This is a genomic window from Corynebacterium sp. MSK204, from assembly GCF_030229885.1.
Lineage (GTDB): Bacteria > Actinomycetota > Actinomycetes > Mycobacteriales > Mycobacteriaceae > Corynebacterium.
On record NZ_JASPGQ010000010.1, the window covers coordinates 64,061 to 78,626 of the forward strand.

Annotated in this window: 8 protein-coding genes and 1 pseudogene; 2 read left to right on the plus strand and 7 right to left on the minus strand. The window is 59.1% G+C overall.

Going from position 1 to position 14,566, the window contains the following annotated elements:
* Position 1: 1 nt before the first annotated feature.
* The 7 genes and pseudogenes from QP908_RS07710 to QP908_RS07740 form a co-directional block, all read right to left on the minus strand.
* Positions 2-550, minus strand: a complete 549-nt coding sequence (locus tag QP908_RS07710; RefSeq protein WP_005275963.1) for an RNA polymerase sigma factor — start codon at positions 548-550, stop codon at positions 2-4.
* 94 nt (positions 551-644) lie between these two features.
* Positions 645-3,164, minus strand: coding sequence for an aminopeptidase N (gene pepN, locus QP908_RS07715; protein ID WP_284772019.1), 2,520 nt, complete (start codon positions 3,162-3,164; stop codon positions 645-647).
* Positions 3,165-3,233: 69 nt separating this feature from the next.
* The gene (locus tag QP908_RS07720; RefSeq protein ID WP_239269570.1) at positions 3,234-4,949 is read right to left on the minus strand and encodes an RNA/DNA-binding domain-containing protein; all 1,716 of its coding nucleotides are present in this window, start codon (positions 4,947-4,949) and stop codon (positions 3,234-3,236) included.
* Positions 4,950-5,482: 533 nt separating this feature from the next.
* Positions 5,483-6,016: a YceI family protein gene (locus tag QP908_RS07725; protein ID WP_239269571.1), complete on the minus strand. Its 534-nt coding sequence runs from the start codon at positions 6,014-6,016 to the stop codon at positions 5,483-5,485.
* 111 nt (positions 6,017-6,127) lie between these two features.
* Positions 6,128-9,565, minus strand: coding sequence for a murein biosynthesis integral membrane protein MurJ (gene murJ, locus QP908_RS07730; protein WP_284772020.1), 3,438 nt, complete (start codon positions 9,563-9,565; stop codon positions 6,128-6,130).
* Positions 9,566-9,585: 20 nt separating this feature from the next.
* A complete protein-coding gene (locus tag QP908_RS07735; RefSeq protein WP_239269573.1) occupies positions 9,586-11,817 on the minus strand; it encodes a DUF6049 family protein in 2,232 nt (743 codons plus the stop codon).
* Positions 11,817-12,317: pseudogene (locus QP908_RS07740) on the minus strand (NUDIX hydrolase); the annotation flags it as partial. The gene QP908_RS07735 and the pseudogene QP908_RS07740, both read right to left, overlap by 1 nt.
* Before the next feature lie 193 nt (positions 12,318-12,510).
* On the opposite strand from QP908_RS07740, the gene QP908_RS07745 reads away from it, so the two are divergent.
* Positions 12,511-13,947, plus strand: coding sequence for a CCA tRNA nucleotidyltransferase (locus QP908_RS07745; protein WP_023029759.1), 1,437 nt, complete (start codon positions 12,511-12,513; stop codon positions 13,945-13,947).
* Complete coding sequence (locus QP908_RS07750; RefSeq protein WP_005275922.1) at positions 13,947-14,543, plus strand: YqgE/AlgH family protein; 597 nt, start codon at positions 13,947-13,949, stop codon at positions 14,541-14,543. The genes QP908_RS07745 and QP908_RS07750 overlap by 1 nt, the downstream gene beginning before the upstream one ends.
* Positions 14,544-14,566 lie beyond the last annotated feature (23 nt).

Sequence of the window (14,566 nt, forward strand, 5' to 3'; positions counted from 1 at the left end):
GTTAACCGATGGCTTCGCGCAAGACCTCCCGCGCGCGTGCCCGGCGAGATTTAACGGTGCCTGGCTTTACGCCCTGGGCGGTGGCAACTTCGTTGACGCGGAAGCCGGCGACATCGGTAAGCATGAGGGCTTCGCGCTGATCTTGCCTTAATAGCTCCATGGCCTCGCGGACGACGAGCTGCTCGGCAAGATTTTCAGATGGGTTATGCGCCAGCAGTGGATTGCGATCATCGGCAAAATCATCGCTATCGAGCGAGGCGTTTTCCCTATTAGCCCGGTGATTTAAATAGTCGTAGCCGGTGTTTTTCACCAGGCGGTGCAGCCACGTGCTTAAGGCCGATTCCCGCCGGTAATTATGGAGATTGCAGCTAGCGCGCAGAAAGGCTTCTTGCACGACATCCTGCGCGTCATATTCATTCCTTGTATAACGCCGCGCCACGGTGGTCAGCCGCTTGCGGTGGCGTTCCACGATGGCGGAAAAGGCTTTATTATCCCCCTCGATGAAAGCATCAACTAATTCTTCGTCGCTGTGGTCAGGACTTAATGGCATCTGTAGATTCCCCCCGGATCAACAAGTGTTAAAGCAATTGTGACCCGAGGGGAACTCCGGCGCGAGCCGGCGGCGGTACAGTCTATTGACCCGCCTACTGCTGAGCGCGCACGCGCAGGGTGCGGCGCAGGTGATCGCGGCACTCTAGGAGTACGCGGCGCAGCGCACCCGGTAGATCCTTGTGCAGGAGATCCGTGGTGGCGGACTCCGCCATGGAAGATTCCGGGTAGAGGCCGCGGATCAGCCGGTTGGCTATCTCAATGGGGTGGTTATCCCAGATTTCTTCGACGCGGCGGAAGAACTCTTCGGCGAATTCTTCCTGCAGCTCCGCCGAGCGCGGGGCATTAAAGCCGGCCAGCAGGGCATCGACCTCCGCATTGGAGTACTCCCCTGGCGTTAGCGCGCTATTGAAGGCGGCCCGCTTGGTCTGCGGCGTGGGGAAGGCGTGGCTAGCGCCCAAGAATTCGGCGGCGCCGGTCAGCGTATTATCGCGCTGCTTTTCTGCCTCCAACTCATCCAGTTTGACGGCGTCGCGGGCGGCTAGGGCGCGCAGGATGGACCAGCGGATCTGCGGATCGAGGCGCAGGCCCGCCACCGCGCCGGCGAGCAGGTCACGCAGGCGATCGGTGCCGGAGTCCTTAGGCGTTGCGGCCAGTGCGGCAATGGAGGTGCGGGCCAGAATGAGCTGCGCATCGGAGCCCGGATCCGCGGCGTCGAGCTGTTCCCACAGTGCATCGGCGAATTCGGCGCGCACCTGCTCGCGGCGGTCTTCGGCCACATAGTGCTGGATGGCAAAGTGCGCATTGCCGTAAGCGGTGGTCAGCAGCGTGGCATTGGTCTCTGCGGGCGCGTGCTTGGCGACGACCCCCACGTACTCCTCCGCATTCCATTCCCCGTCCCTAGTGAGGTTCCACAACGAGGTCCAGATGACCGCGCGGCTAAGCCCATCCTGGACCTCGGAGAGGTGATCGCTGATGGTGGCAAGCGAAACGTCGTCGAAGCGGACCTTGGTGTAGGTGTGGTCGGCATCGTTAAGCAGCAGCAATGCCGGGGCCTTCTCCCCCGCCGCCTCATCCACGATGGTGCGGTGGCCACCGGCGGGAAGGTCGATGTCGAATTCGCGGTACTTGTGCAAGGAGGCATCAAAAAGCGCCACGCTCAGGCGGTGTGGCCGGGTCGTATCCTCGGCCTCGGCGCTCACCGCGAGCTCGGTGATCTTGTCGCCCTCCTTGTGCAGCTCCGGGGTAAGTGTATCCGGCCCCCAGGTGCGCAGCCACGCCTTTGACCAGGAATCGAGGTCGCGGTCGGTGTGCTTTTTCAGGGCAGTGAGCAGGTCATCGAAGGTGGCCGCGGCGAAGGCATGCTCCTGGAAGTAATTCCTTGCGCCCGCGTAAAAATTATCGCGGCCTACGTAGTGCACGAGCTGCTTGAGCACGGCCGCGCCCTTGGCATAGGTAATGCCATCGAAGTTCTGGCGCGCGGCATCCACGTCTGGGATCTCGGCCTTGATGGGGTGCGTGGTGGGAAGCTGATCCTGCAGGTAGGCCCAGTTCTTGCGCTCGCCAGCGAAGTTGACCCACGCCTCTTCGTAGGCGGTGGCGTGCACGGAGGCATCGGCGCCCATGAACTCGGCAAAGGACTCCTTGAGCCAGAGATCGTCCCACCACTGCGGGGTGACAAGATCGCCGAACCACATGTGGGACATCTCGTGCAGGATGGTATTTGCGCGAGCGGCCTTCTGGCTGTGCGTGGCCTTAGAGCGGAAGATATAGCTTTCCGTAAAGGTCACCAGGCCCGGGTTCTCCATCGCGCCGAGGTTATATTCCGGTACGAAGATGGAATCGTACTTACCCCAAGGGTAAGCAAAGCCGAAATTCTCGTGGAAATAGTCCATGCCCTGTGCGGTAAGCTCCAAGATCTCCTCGTCCAAGTACTCAAACATGGAGGCGCGGGCAAAGGCGCGCAGCTGCGCGGAGTGCTCGCCATCCGGCGAGGTCCAGACGCGTTCTTGATACTGATAAGGCCCCGCGGCAAAAGAGGTGAGGTACGTCGAGAGCGGCGGGGTGGGCGCAAAGCGAACCGTGGCATTGTCCCCCTGCTCCTCGCGCTCGGTCTCCGGCTGGTTGGAGAGGATCTGCCAGTCCTTCGGCGCGGTCATGGCGACGTGGAACGGCGCCTTGAGGTCGGGCTGCTCAAAGCAAGGGAAGATGCGGCGGGCATCGGAAGGCTCGAGGTGCGAGTACAGATAGGTCGCGTCATCGGCCTGGTCGTGCATGCGGTGCAAACCCTGGCCCGTACGCGAGTAGCGCGAGGTGCCGCTGATCTCAATGGTTAGCTCCTCCCCCACCGGTAGCCCGTGGAGGCGGATAAGGCTGCCATCAAAGTCGATGTCCTGCGCCTGACCGTTAACTGTTACCTGCTCTACCGATTCTCCCAGGTAGTCCAGGAAAAGCTCGGGCTCGGTGGTGGTGAGCTCGATGCAGCTCGTCGCGCCAAACGTGGGGCTTTCCTTCACCTGAGATAAGTCCAAATGCAGGTGGTATGCCCGCAGGTCTACTGCTGCGGCGCGCTCTTGGAGTAGCTCGTGCTGGGATTTATAGCATTGTGTCGTCATAGTTAGAAACTATAGTTACCGCAGAAGCTGGGCTCAGGAAGATGTGCTCCTGAATCTGCGAAGAGCATTTCAACCGGCGACAATCCACCGAGTATTACTGCCTCTTTGTGGGCCCGATGGATCGATCGTGGCTTGTCCCATTTTTTTCAAATGGCGCAGGATATCAGTTATCACCTTTCTGTCGACACCTAGTTCCTCGGCCGTCTCCCGTGCGGAGAGTACTTCGCCTGCTTCAAGCTGTGCCAAAATCCAATCTTGCACTGAGGCCGATGAAATTGCTCCTTGTTTATTCAATCCCATGAGTTTCCTCGCGTCACCAGACAGGATCCATTCCCCGGCGTTCCGAAGCCTTTCCAGGTATCCAATAGACGAATACCACTGGAGAATATCTTGGGCTTCTTGCTCGGTGACCTGCATTAGAGCGGCTGTGGATCGGTTGAGCAAAATCTTGTGATCCATGAGTTGGCGTGCGATAAGTAACCCATTGATACTTTCGAACGCCTTGTCCGGGTAATGGTCGTTTAATTTAGCTAACGCATAGACAAAGTCCTTGTCTACCTCACCAGAAGATAGGCTTACTTCGACAAAATTCTCCGCTGTATGCAAAGCCGGGGTATGGCGTCCACTAGCTAACATCGCTGCCCACATGCGGTCGAAACCCCGTGAAGATTCCTCTGCAAGGTCCAGCATTCTTAAGGCAGCCATGAGTCGCGGATTGCGGGGAATCGATTGAGTAGTTAAGATTCGCTTTTCTGTGACTCCCACTGGCAACGGTCCTGGTGACCACACAGTAAGCGCTGTCGGTGATTGGTCAATGACTACTGCACTACTAGCATCCCAATCCCTGTGTGCGAGAGCGTTAGAAATGACCTCGTCCACTGCGGTCTCAGGAAAGGCTGGGATAGAAATCTCTTGCCCGTTTGGGAAGGTCACGCGTGCAACTTCTGTTCGTGCTGCGGTTGCTACGAGCTCTTTTAGCCTCAGGTAGGCGGTGATCAAAGGTGCAGATATTTCCGTGGCCTGGGGATCTCCTCCAGGTACCTCACGGGCCAAGTGCCTGATGGTAGTTCGACTGTTGGCTGGAGTAATGAACAGGATTTCTGCGGCGTAGGTTAACTGACCATCGCGGGTGAGAAGACCGAGCTCGGAAAGTAGTTCATTGGTCGTGTGGGGTACTCGATCTAAGGAACCTGAAGCCGATCGTGCTTTTTTGAGGAGCCGGCGCGCTTGATCGATGGCTGTAGCATCCAAATCTTCGAAAGAATATCGGGACTCAGCTGCAGAAAAGTCCGGATTTGCGCGCTGAAAGGCGATGGAGCGCCGCTCTTCTTCAGAAAGTGGCACGCACGAGGTGCCTCTGCGAATGCTGGCCTGCCCTTTCGGGCGTTGGTAAAGTGTCAACCCCTTGGGAATTCGCAGACAAATAAGCCGCTGACCGCAATAGTTAAGTTCAGTTCCTTCTACTCTGATTCCAGGTTGAGTACCATTAAATATTTTCTGCTCAATCCATTCGATGCTGCGTGAGGTTCCGGTAAAAGCTGCGGCACCTGCCCTTTTATCTGAAACGCCCAAGACGATATGGCAAACCCCGGCGTTCGCGTTGGAAAAGCATATGGTTTCATCAATGAGGAATTCAGTAAGTGAAGCATCTGGGTTTCGATTCTGTGGATGTGTTGTGGGATCTTCTTTGAAGTCCAAAACCTGACTCTCTTGGCTATCGGCGGTAGCACCTTCCTCGATAGCTTTGAGAGCTGCGTAAACGGCCTGCAATTCTGCCTCAGACATAAATGAATGCTAGCACAAGTTGTTTCAAACAACTTGTGCACAACTCCTCGAAGCTTAATTACTCGATTACAACAGATGTGCTGGTCAGAAGAGTAGCAAGTTGTTTGAAGTTGTTTACCTTAAAATCGCGCGGCGATTCCAGGGTTTTAAACGAGGGACCTAGGAATTTCTTTAAAAACCCAGCCTAACTTCGATATTTTGGGCAAACTGCTACTTCCGGCGGGGGTGCTAACTCGCGAATACTTGGGGCTTCACGGAACCCAGAAGTTGTTTGAAATAACTATACACAACTCTCAACTAATATAATTCGGTCGCTTCTTCATACCTGCAGCTCAAGGTATAAATTCAAGTTGTTTGAAGTTGTTGTGGAGTTGTTTTGTGCTGGCCGAGTAATTGCCCAGACAAGGCACCAAACCTGAAAGATTTGCCTGGGGAATACGACTAAAGCCCGCGGCCGGGCGGATACGCGGCGCGGGCTTTAGTTATTGGTAACCAGGAGGCTGTGAGAGCCCAAGGTTTTCAAAGAAGTGCGATTACTGCTTGATGGCAGAAACCTCGAGCTCGATCTTGATGTCTTCAGAAACGAGGACGCCGCCGGTCTTGAGCGGAGCGTTGAAGTCGATGCCGAAGTCCTTGCGGTTGATCTTGGTCTGCGCCTCGAAGCCCAGGCGGAAGTTGCCGAATGGGTCTTCAGCGGTAGCGACCTCTTCAACCTTGAGGTCGACGGACTTGGTGGTGCCCTTGATGGTCAGGTCACCGGTGACGGTGCCGTTGCCGTCCTCATCAACGTTGACGTTGGTGGTGGTGAAGGAAAGCTCTGGGTACTCCTCCACGTTGAAGAAGTCTTCGTTCTTTACGTGGCCATCGCGGTCCTCGTTGCCGGTGGAGATGGAAGCAGCCTTGATGGTGGCCTCTGCGGTGGAGTCAGCGATGTTCTCGGCGACGTTGATGGTGCCGTCGAACTCACCGAAGTTGCCGCGCACCTTGGTAACCATGGCGTGCTTGGTAACGAATCCGATGACGGTGTGCTCTTTGTCGATGGTGTAGGTACCTGCTGCGAGGGACATGGTTGTTTCTCCTAACGTTGTTGTTGATGTAACACCAACTACGATACCCGATTGGGCGTTTTAGTCAAGCCTTGAAGTAAAAATTCTTTTTCCAACCCGCTGACCTCGGCATTAAGGATGGCCTACAAGCTGGACCTCCCCCAGTGTAACCTCTTTTGCCTTAGGCAGTTCCGTGATGACTATGAGCGCGGCATCGAATTGTTGGGGCGCTTCTTTTAGCTCCAGCTCCTCGTTTAAGTGCTTGAACTTTCCTTCCGCCAATTTGGGAAGAGAGCTCAGCTGCGGGTGCTTCGGATCGAAATCGTCTTTATTAACGCCATAGATTTCGTAGTGCGCGCCATTGGACCTGGTGTGGGTCACGGTCATGACAGAAAGGTGGGCCGGGTTATCCAGGGTGACCAAGGCGCCGGAACCGGATTCCTTCGTGGACCAGGTGGTGATCGTCTTGCCATCGATAAGCTGCTCATTATCCTCGCCATCTGGCACCGTGATGGCGGATGATTCCTTGAGGTGCACTGGCGGGGTATCCGGGATCATCGTGGAGCCCTGCACGGTTTCGGTAACCGAACTGGTCTTTTCTACATCGCTGAGCAGGGACATCACCCACGTCGTCAGCGCCGCCATGCCCACGACGAAGATGGTGGCGAAAATGCCGATGACCACGACGCCAGAGCCCGAGTAACCGCGGCCGCCAAAGCCGGGTTCTTGCTTCGGATCCTCTTCCTGCGTGGGCTCATCTTCAACGACCACGGGGAGGGCCTCCGTCTTTTCTTCCTGCTCTTCCGGGGCAAATTCGCGCAGGCGCTTGGCGATGCCCGCCGAGGTCAGCCCCTCCGCCTCCTGCAGCTCTTCCAGCTTCTCTTCGCGGGTCTCTGCATCCGCAGCATCAAAGGCCAGCCGTGCCTCTTCGAGGCGCTCTGCGGCCTCATCGGCGGTGAGATTGGCGTCATCGGAAATATCGCGCAGCTTCTTCGGCGATGGTTCGGTCGATTCAACCAGCATGCTTAGCGCGGAGCTGAGGGCCTCGCGGTCGCTTTCTGCAGACGTCCCATCCAGCACCGCGGGGAAGGCAACCTTGACGATGCCGGAGGTGGATACGCGGAAGCGGTCGCGGTGCTCCACGCCGAGGATGAGGCCGGCGTCGTGGGCCGTGGCGGCATCGGCAAACAGCGGCGCGGTAGCGCGGGCAACGGAATTGGGATCGAGGTTATCTGCCTCTGCCACCTGCTTGAGGGAGGTGCCCTCAAACCAATCCGCCACCACCAGGCAGCCGGTGCGGTAGGACAAAATCTCGATATTATCCGCCATGGTCTCTAGGTTGAGCTCGGCCAAACGCCGCGTATTGCGGGAGATTTCGGCGGAGCGGCGGGCAGAGACCGTGGGCGTCGACGGCGCGATGGGTGCCTGGGTATTGGTATCGACGAACGTCAGCGCCACGAGGCGGCCGGTGGCTTGTTCGCGGGCTTGCCAGAACCGGGCGCCGGATACAGCGCCGTGATCCTGCAGGAGGCGGAAGCGACCGTCCGATACGGGGGCGCCGGGGACCAAGCGCGGGCCGCGGACGATACCGGCGGACATTGGTGGCGGGACCAAGGTGGCATTGAAGGAATCCTGTGTATAGACCGGCTGGATTTCCTGCAGGTCTGGTTCCTCGACCTCGATGGCCTTGGAATTGTCCACCGTGATGAACCGGGACATTCCCGGGATGCGCTGGAGGGCGCGCGCCAGGTTCTGCACCTCGGGCAGGGAGGACTTGGACAGAACCAACCCAGTGATAATCACAAAGACGATGCCCAGCACGACGACATTGACCAGCGAGACGCTCGAAGGCAGCTGCTCCGGCAAGAACAATTGCACGAGCCAGTACAGCGCCCACGAGACAACCAGGCCTACCGCGCCGGCACCGGAGGACCACAGGACCGTCTGGGTCACGGCCTTGCCGCCCAGGCTGCCCAGCTTGCGCTTGAGCAGGAAGCCGCCGATGACCGCACCGGAGACAAAGCCAAAGCCGTTGGCGGTACCGAGGAGGATGACCACCCGGTCTGGGTTGCTGGTCATCAGCGGTGCCAGCAAGGTCAGCACGATCTTGGTCAGCGTGATGCCGGCAATGATGAAGGTGGGCGTCCACGCCTCTTCCCTGGCGTAGAAAACGCGCAGGTGCAGCAGCACCAACGCATATGGGATCAAGGTAAAGGCGGAAAAACTGATGGTGAGGCCGAGCTGCTCTGCGCTATCCGCGCCGTAGGCGCCGTACTGGAATAGCGCGCGGGCGATGGGCACGCCGAAGCCCGTCATGAAAATGACGATGGGGATTAGCGCGATGAAGGTCAGCTTGGTACCCAAGGTGAGGTCGCGCACCACGGCATCGACATCGCCATCGGCGGCATTGCGCGAAAGCCGCGGCATGATGGCGGTCAACAAGGTCACGCCGATAACGCCGTACGGCACCTGCAGCATCAGCCATGCGTTCTGGTACACCAGCGGCGCACCGGCATCGGCATACGCCGCCACACGGGAGGTGATGACGTAACCCAGCTGGGAGATGGCCACGTAGGTAATAATGGCCAGCGCCATGCCGCCGAATTGCTTGATGCGGGCATCGAGGCCCCACTTCGGGCGCAGGTTGATGCCGGCCTTTTTCAGGTACGGCACAAGGATAAAGCACTGCACGATCACCGCCGTGGTGGTGCCCAGGCCCAGCAGCATGATGTGTGGATCCGCCACCGGCGTAGGTTCGTGCGGGTCGAGGCGGCCTGGCAAAAAGCGATACGCCAGCAGGACGCTGATGGAGATGATGTTATTGACCACCGGCGCCCAGGCGCCAGGGCCAAAGATATTCTTGGTATTTAAGACCGCTTGGAAGAGGGCGAAAAGGCCGTAAAACAGGATCTGCGGCAAGAGCAAGAAGGCCAATGATGTTGCCTGCACGGCATTGGCCTTGGAATCTTCAGGCAGCATCATCCTTGTTAAGAATGGTGCGAAGATAACGGAGAGGATGGTAACGATGCCCAGGATCGAAAACGCCAGGGTAAAAAGTCTTCGGACGAAGGTTTCGCCGCGGTCCGAGTCCTCCTTCTCCGCGCGCACCAAGACCGGAACCACCAGTGAGGTCAGCACCGCGCCCAGCACGATTTCGGTGACCAGGTTGGGGATCTGGTTGGCGCTGCTAAAGGCCGTACCCACAGTGGCACCAAGGGTGGCGCCGATCAGCATCTGCCGCAGGAAGCCGGTGATGCGCGAGAGCAGCGTGGCGATGGCCATCGTTCCCGTCGCGCGGATGACGTCCTGATTGGAGGCCTCGATCTCCGCATTGCGGCCAGTCAGCGCGGACTTATCTTCCTCAGGGGGAACGGTCGTGTTCTGCACTGAGGGGGTGGGCCGCTTTTCTGGTACCGGTGCGGGCGGAGAGGCGCGCACGATGCGGCCGCGCGCGCCGGCGGTAACCGGGACACGGTTTTCTTCCGCATTGGGGGCGGTATCCGTGGGGTCTACCGCGCCTGCAGGTGCCTTCTCCGCGTGGTGGGCCTGGCGGCCATCTTTTTCGGTCATAGAGGATACAACTTCAACTTTTACTTTTCAGCCTTGTGATTTTTGCGTCGGTGACGGCCAAGCCGAAAGAGCGTAGCCAAAACCAGCGCGAGAGCGCCGGCTATGCCGGCAGCGTATAAGGTTACGATACCGGCACGTGTCTGCACCGAGATAGTGATGGGCTGCGAAATGGTCTGATCTTTAGGAGTGGCCAGCCACAGCCCAATGTCCGTGCGATCCGCATCCTTCGGCATATCAGCGGTCATGGATACAGTAATAGAGCCCTTAGCGGGAATACGGACGCTTTTGGGCGTGTTGAGCCGCGCGCCATCGGGGGCATCGTATTGCAGCTTCGCCTCCACCGGCAATGGCAGGCCATTTTCGGCCACGATGAGCAGCGGCGATGACTCAGATACGCGGGTATAAACATTGCCCGGCGGGATGAGGGAGACGGAATCGCGCAGATCCCGCAGCGTATTGGAGTGCATCTCCATGGTGCGGGAAAAGGACTGGCGCGCTGCGGCGTGGGTGCTCAAGCTATCGCGATTATTCAGCGATAAGGAATTGAGGAGATCGCGGCGCAGTGGCAGCACGAATTCAGAGCGCGTCATGGTGATATCAGGGTCATCCACCACGATATTCATTAGCTCATCGGTATAGCGCGCCTGTTGCTCAACGCGGGCCAATTCGGGCTCCGAAAAGACCGCCGGATCGATAAAGGGGCTGCCGGTGGGAGCGTTCGGATCGCCCTGCTGCAATTCCACCGCGCTGATCCCGCGGGGACGGGAGTGGCCGGAGTCGAGCAAGTCTTCCGCGGCGGCGAGTGCATGCTCGGCCGCGCTAGGGTCTAAGTAGTTGGGAAGCTTGGCCACGGTATCTTCCCCGCCCGCGAGGCTGAGGGCCGCCCCGCCCGTGATGGCGCGGGACAGAGCAGAATCTTTGGCGTAGTCATAGCGCAGCTCCGGGTTGGAATAGCCAACCGTCTGCGGCTTGGAGCCGGTTTGGGATAGCAGGGCGCCGAGGGAGGCATCGAAAGTCGCGGCCTCGCCGGACCAGTTCGAGTTATCCGCAACAAGGGATGGCACCGGCAATTTTTGGTCAATATAGCCGGAACCTACCGCCAAGATATTGCTGGCCGGGGCCTTGCCCAGGACGCGTTCGATGGTCTGGTTGCCGCGCTGCAAACCCTCAAAGACAAGGGCGGGATTATTAGCCCTTGCTACCGCAGAGGCATTCGCATTGGCCCAGGGCATGGCGATGAAGCAATCCAACTCGCGCAGGCGTTCCAGCCACCGCTCGGCATCATTTTTCGCATCGCCTGGCTCCCCCTTGTCATCGTCACTGCCCCGCGACCAGGAATCGCGCAGGCGCTTGGGGCGATCGCCTTGGGCGGGGCGGGTGGAATTGACCGTATAGCCTTGCGACATGCGGTTGACGGTATCGAGCAGCGCGGGGTCGATGGCCACACAGCCCGCCCCCTGCAGGTCATGATCCTCGTAGGTAGAAACCAACCTATCGAGGCGGCCGCCTTCGCGCAGTTCGTGCCCTAACTCATCGGAGGACAAGATGAGCTCTTCTCCCCCAAGCCCGCCGGGGACGATGTCTAGGTTGGCGCTGATGGGATAGACCACCGTGAGATCGTGGGGTTGGGAATCCTCGACTTCGTCGTGTCCTTCTTCTAGTGCCGTTTCTTCCGGTGCCTCGGTATCTTTGGCATCCGTGGGGCCCTCGTCAGAGAATTGGGCCACAAAGCGCTCCTCCGCCAGGCTCACCGCATCGCCCTCGAGAGTGCCGGTCAGGGTAAAGAGCAGCGGATAAGCGCCCGGTTCATTGATGGCCAAGGTGCGCTCGGCATCTAAGCCACTGGGCACGGTGAAGCTTATTTCCCGGGTTTCACCTGGTTGCAGCGGTGCGGTGGTCATGCCCGAGCCATAATAAGGAAAATTACCGGTGGCCATTTCCGTCCGCGCTTCTGCCGCATCAGCAACGCTATCGCCGCGGCGGCTAGTTACCTGCAGATCTTCCAAGGGCTGATCGGTGGGGTTATGCACGCGGAACCGCAGCCGCATGTCAGTGCCTACGGTAAAGGGCTGGGCATCGATAAGATCCAGATCGGCGCGCTCCGGCCCGCGCGCTCCCAACCAGGCTTGGATATCCATCTGCTCGTCCGGAACAGAGTCCATTTGGGCCGCCGCGTTTGGTAGGAACAATCCCCAACCGGTAAGTACCGCGCAACCGCCGGCCGCAGCGAGTGATTTCAGGCGCTGGTGCATTAGCGTGGGGTCGCTTTCCCTGCGTCGGCTTCCTTTCGTGCAAGATCGGGGAGGAGATCGTGCGCGATGCGCGCGAGCTTGCGTTCGTCCGCGTACGCCAAGTGCTCGATGAGTTCAGAAACGGGGATCCAGGACACCTCGGTAACCTCTGGATCCTCATCGTTCATGATGCCGTCCACAAAGCGCAGTAGGTGGTGGTGCACCGTCTTGTGGATGCGGACGCCATCAGAAACGAACCAATAATCGATCACGCCGAGGTCAGCGAAAACCTCGCCGGAAATACCGGTTTCTTCCCATACCTCGCGCTCCGCGGTGACCTCCTTGGCCTCGCCATTTTCCACGTGCCCCTTGGGCATGGACCACAATAAACGCCCGCGACGGTCTAGGCGCCCGATAAGAGCCACGTAGACGCGGGACAGGTCCGCTTTACCGTTGCCGTCGACGCACTCGGCCAGCCCAGAGATTACGAGCCCGCCCGCAGAGGTCTCATCGCGGGTCTCCATGACGGTGGAGGCGCCGTGATTATTGCCGCCGCGTTGCTGCCTGCGCTGCTGGGTGTTGCGGCGCGTGCGGTTATCCGGCCGCCGCCGGCGCCGGCGCCGGTTACGGCTACGGCCGCCTCCTTTGGAGGGGCCTTGCGCGGAGCCTTGTTCTTGGTTAGTCATCCCTGCCAATCGTAGTAGACTCTCACCCGTGAATTTTCAGGACACTCAGTTAATCGGCGTTCTTGCGCGCGCGGAGTCTACCGTGAACTCGCTCAGTGGCTTATTGAGCGGGCTGGTAGACAAATTCAGCGCGCGCGGGCATGCCCTCTACCTCGTGGGCGGCTCGGTGCGCGATGCCCTCCTCGGCCGCTTGGGCAATGATCTGGACTTCACCACCCCAGCGCGCCCGGAGGTGGTCAAGGAAATCCTGGATGAGTGGGCCGAAACGGTGTGGGATACCGGCATCGCCTATGGCACTGTGTCCGCCGTGTACAAGGGCCAGCAGATTGAAATCACCACCTTCCGCTCCGATTCCTATGATGGGCAGTCCCGCAACCCCGAGGTCATCTACGGCGATAGCCTGGAGGGCGATCTGGTGCGGCGCGATTTCAAGGTCAACGCGATGGCCATTGAGCTGCTTGCCGATGCCACCTTTGAGTTCCACGATCCCCTTGGCGGCCTCCACGATGTGGCCAATAAGGTGCTCGATACCCCGGATAAACCGGAAATCTCCTTCCACGATGATCCGCTGCGGATGCTGCGCGCTGCGCGCTTTGCGTCCCAATTGGAGTTTCACGTGGCAGACCGCGTGGTAGCCGCCATGCGCGATATGGCGGCAGAGATTCAGCGCATCACGGTAGAGCGCGTCCAAGTGGAGCTGGATAAGCTCATGTGCGGCAAAGCCCCGTGGGATGGCATCGATCTGCTGGTCAATACCGGGATTGCGGATTACATCTTCCCGGAGATCCCCGCCCTGCGCATGACCACGGACGAGCACGCCCAGCACAAGGATGTTTACGCGCACTCGCTGAAGGTGCTGCGCCAAGCCATGGATCAAGAAGAGGACGGTCCCGACTTGGTATTGCGGTGGGCCGCATTGCTGCATGACATCGGCAAGCCCGATACCTTCGATAACACCGACGGCAAGGTTTCTTTCCACCACCACGAGGTGGTGGGCGCCAAGTTGACGCGCAAGCGCCTGCGGAAGCTGAAATACCCCAAGGCCACGACGGAAGATATTGGCCAGTTGGTCTACTTGCACATGCGTTTCCACGGTTTTGGGGAAAATCAATGGACCGATTCTGCCGTGCGGCGCTACGTCAACGATGCCGGTGACCTCCTCCCCCGCCTGCACAAGCTGGTGCGCGCCGATTGCACTACCCGCAATGCCAAGAAGGCGCGGCGTTTGCAGCGCACCTATGACCAATTGGAGGAGCGAATCGAGGAGATTGGCCGTAAGGAAGACCTCGCGCGGGTGCGTCCGGATCTCGATGGCAACGAGATCATGGAGATCCTAGGCCTCTCCCCTGGCCCCGAAGTGGGACAGGCGTGGTCCTATTTGAAGGAAATGCGCCTGGAGTACGGCCCCCTCGAGCGGGAAGAAGCTATTGCGAAGTTGCGCCAGTGGTGGGAGTCTAAACAGTGATGTTTGCCGATAGATTATTTAATGCCCTCGAGCGCAACGATCCCGCCCCTGGGCAATTACTCGTGTCCGCACCAGGGATGTTGTCCCCGGAATTCGCCCGCTCCGTCATCTTATTGGTCGAGCACAATGACATGATGACCTTTGGCGTGGACCTTACCAAGCGCTCAGAGGTGGCCATTTTTAATGTGCTCCCAGAATGGATGCCCGTCGTTGCTAAACCGCAGGCGCTGTATATCGGTGGTCCGCTCAACCAGCAATCCGTCGTGGGCCTGGCGCAGACCAAGCAAGGCGTGGACCCAGATAAAGAAGAACAGCTCAACCGCCTCGCACCGCGCCTAGCGCACGTGGATCTGCGCTCCAACCCAGAAGATATCGAGCCGCTGGTGACCGGCATGCGAATGTTTGCCGGTTACGCCGAGTGGGGTCCCGGGCAGCTGGAGGAAGAAATCGAGGCCGGCGAATGGTTCGTGGCGCCCGCCCTAGCGCAGGACGTGGTGGCCCCAGGCCCGGCCGATTTGTGGGCCGATGTCATGAAACGCCAGCCTATGCCCCTGCCGCTGTATTCCACCTATCCCGTGAATGTGGATGATAATTAATTCCTAGCGGCCGGTATGTGATC

Bases quoted from the DNA above. Each gene is read 5' to 3' on its own strand.
- pepN (WP_284772019.1), bottom strand. From the start codon at position 3,164: ATGACGACACAATGCTATAAATCCCAGCACGAGCTACTCCAAGAGCGC.
- QP908_RS07710 (WP_005275963.1), bottom strand. From the start codon at position 550: ATGCCATTAAGTCCTGACCACAGCGACGAAGAATTAGTTGATGCTTTC.
- QP908_RS07725 (WP_239269571.1), bottom strand. From the start codon at position 6,016: ATGTCCCTCGCAGCAGGTACCTACACCATCGACAAAGAGCACACCGTC.
- QP908_RS07750 (WP_005275922.1), top strand. From the start codon at position 13,947: ATGTTTGCCGATAGATTATTTAATGCCCTCGAGCGCAACGATCCCGCC.
- murJ (WP_284772020.1), bottom strand. From the start codon at position 9,565: ATGACCGAAAAAGATGGCCGCCAGGCCCACCACGCGGAGAAGGCACCT.
- QP908_RS07735 (WP_239269573.1), bottom strand. From the start codon at position 11,817: ATGCACCAGCGCCTGAAATCACTCGCTGCGGCCGGCGGTTGCGCGGTA.
- QP908_RS07720 (WP_239269570.1), bottom strand. From the start codon at position 4,949: ATGTCTGAGGCAGAATTGCAGGCCGTTTACGCAGCTCTCAAAGCTATC.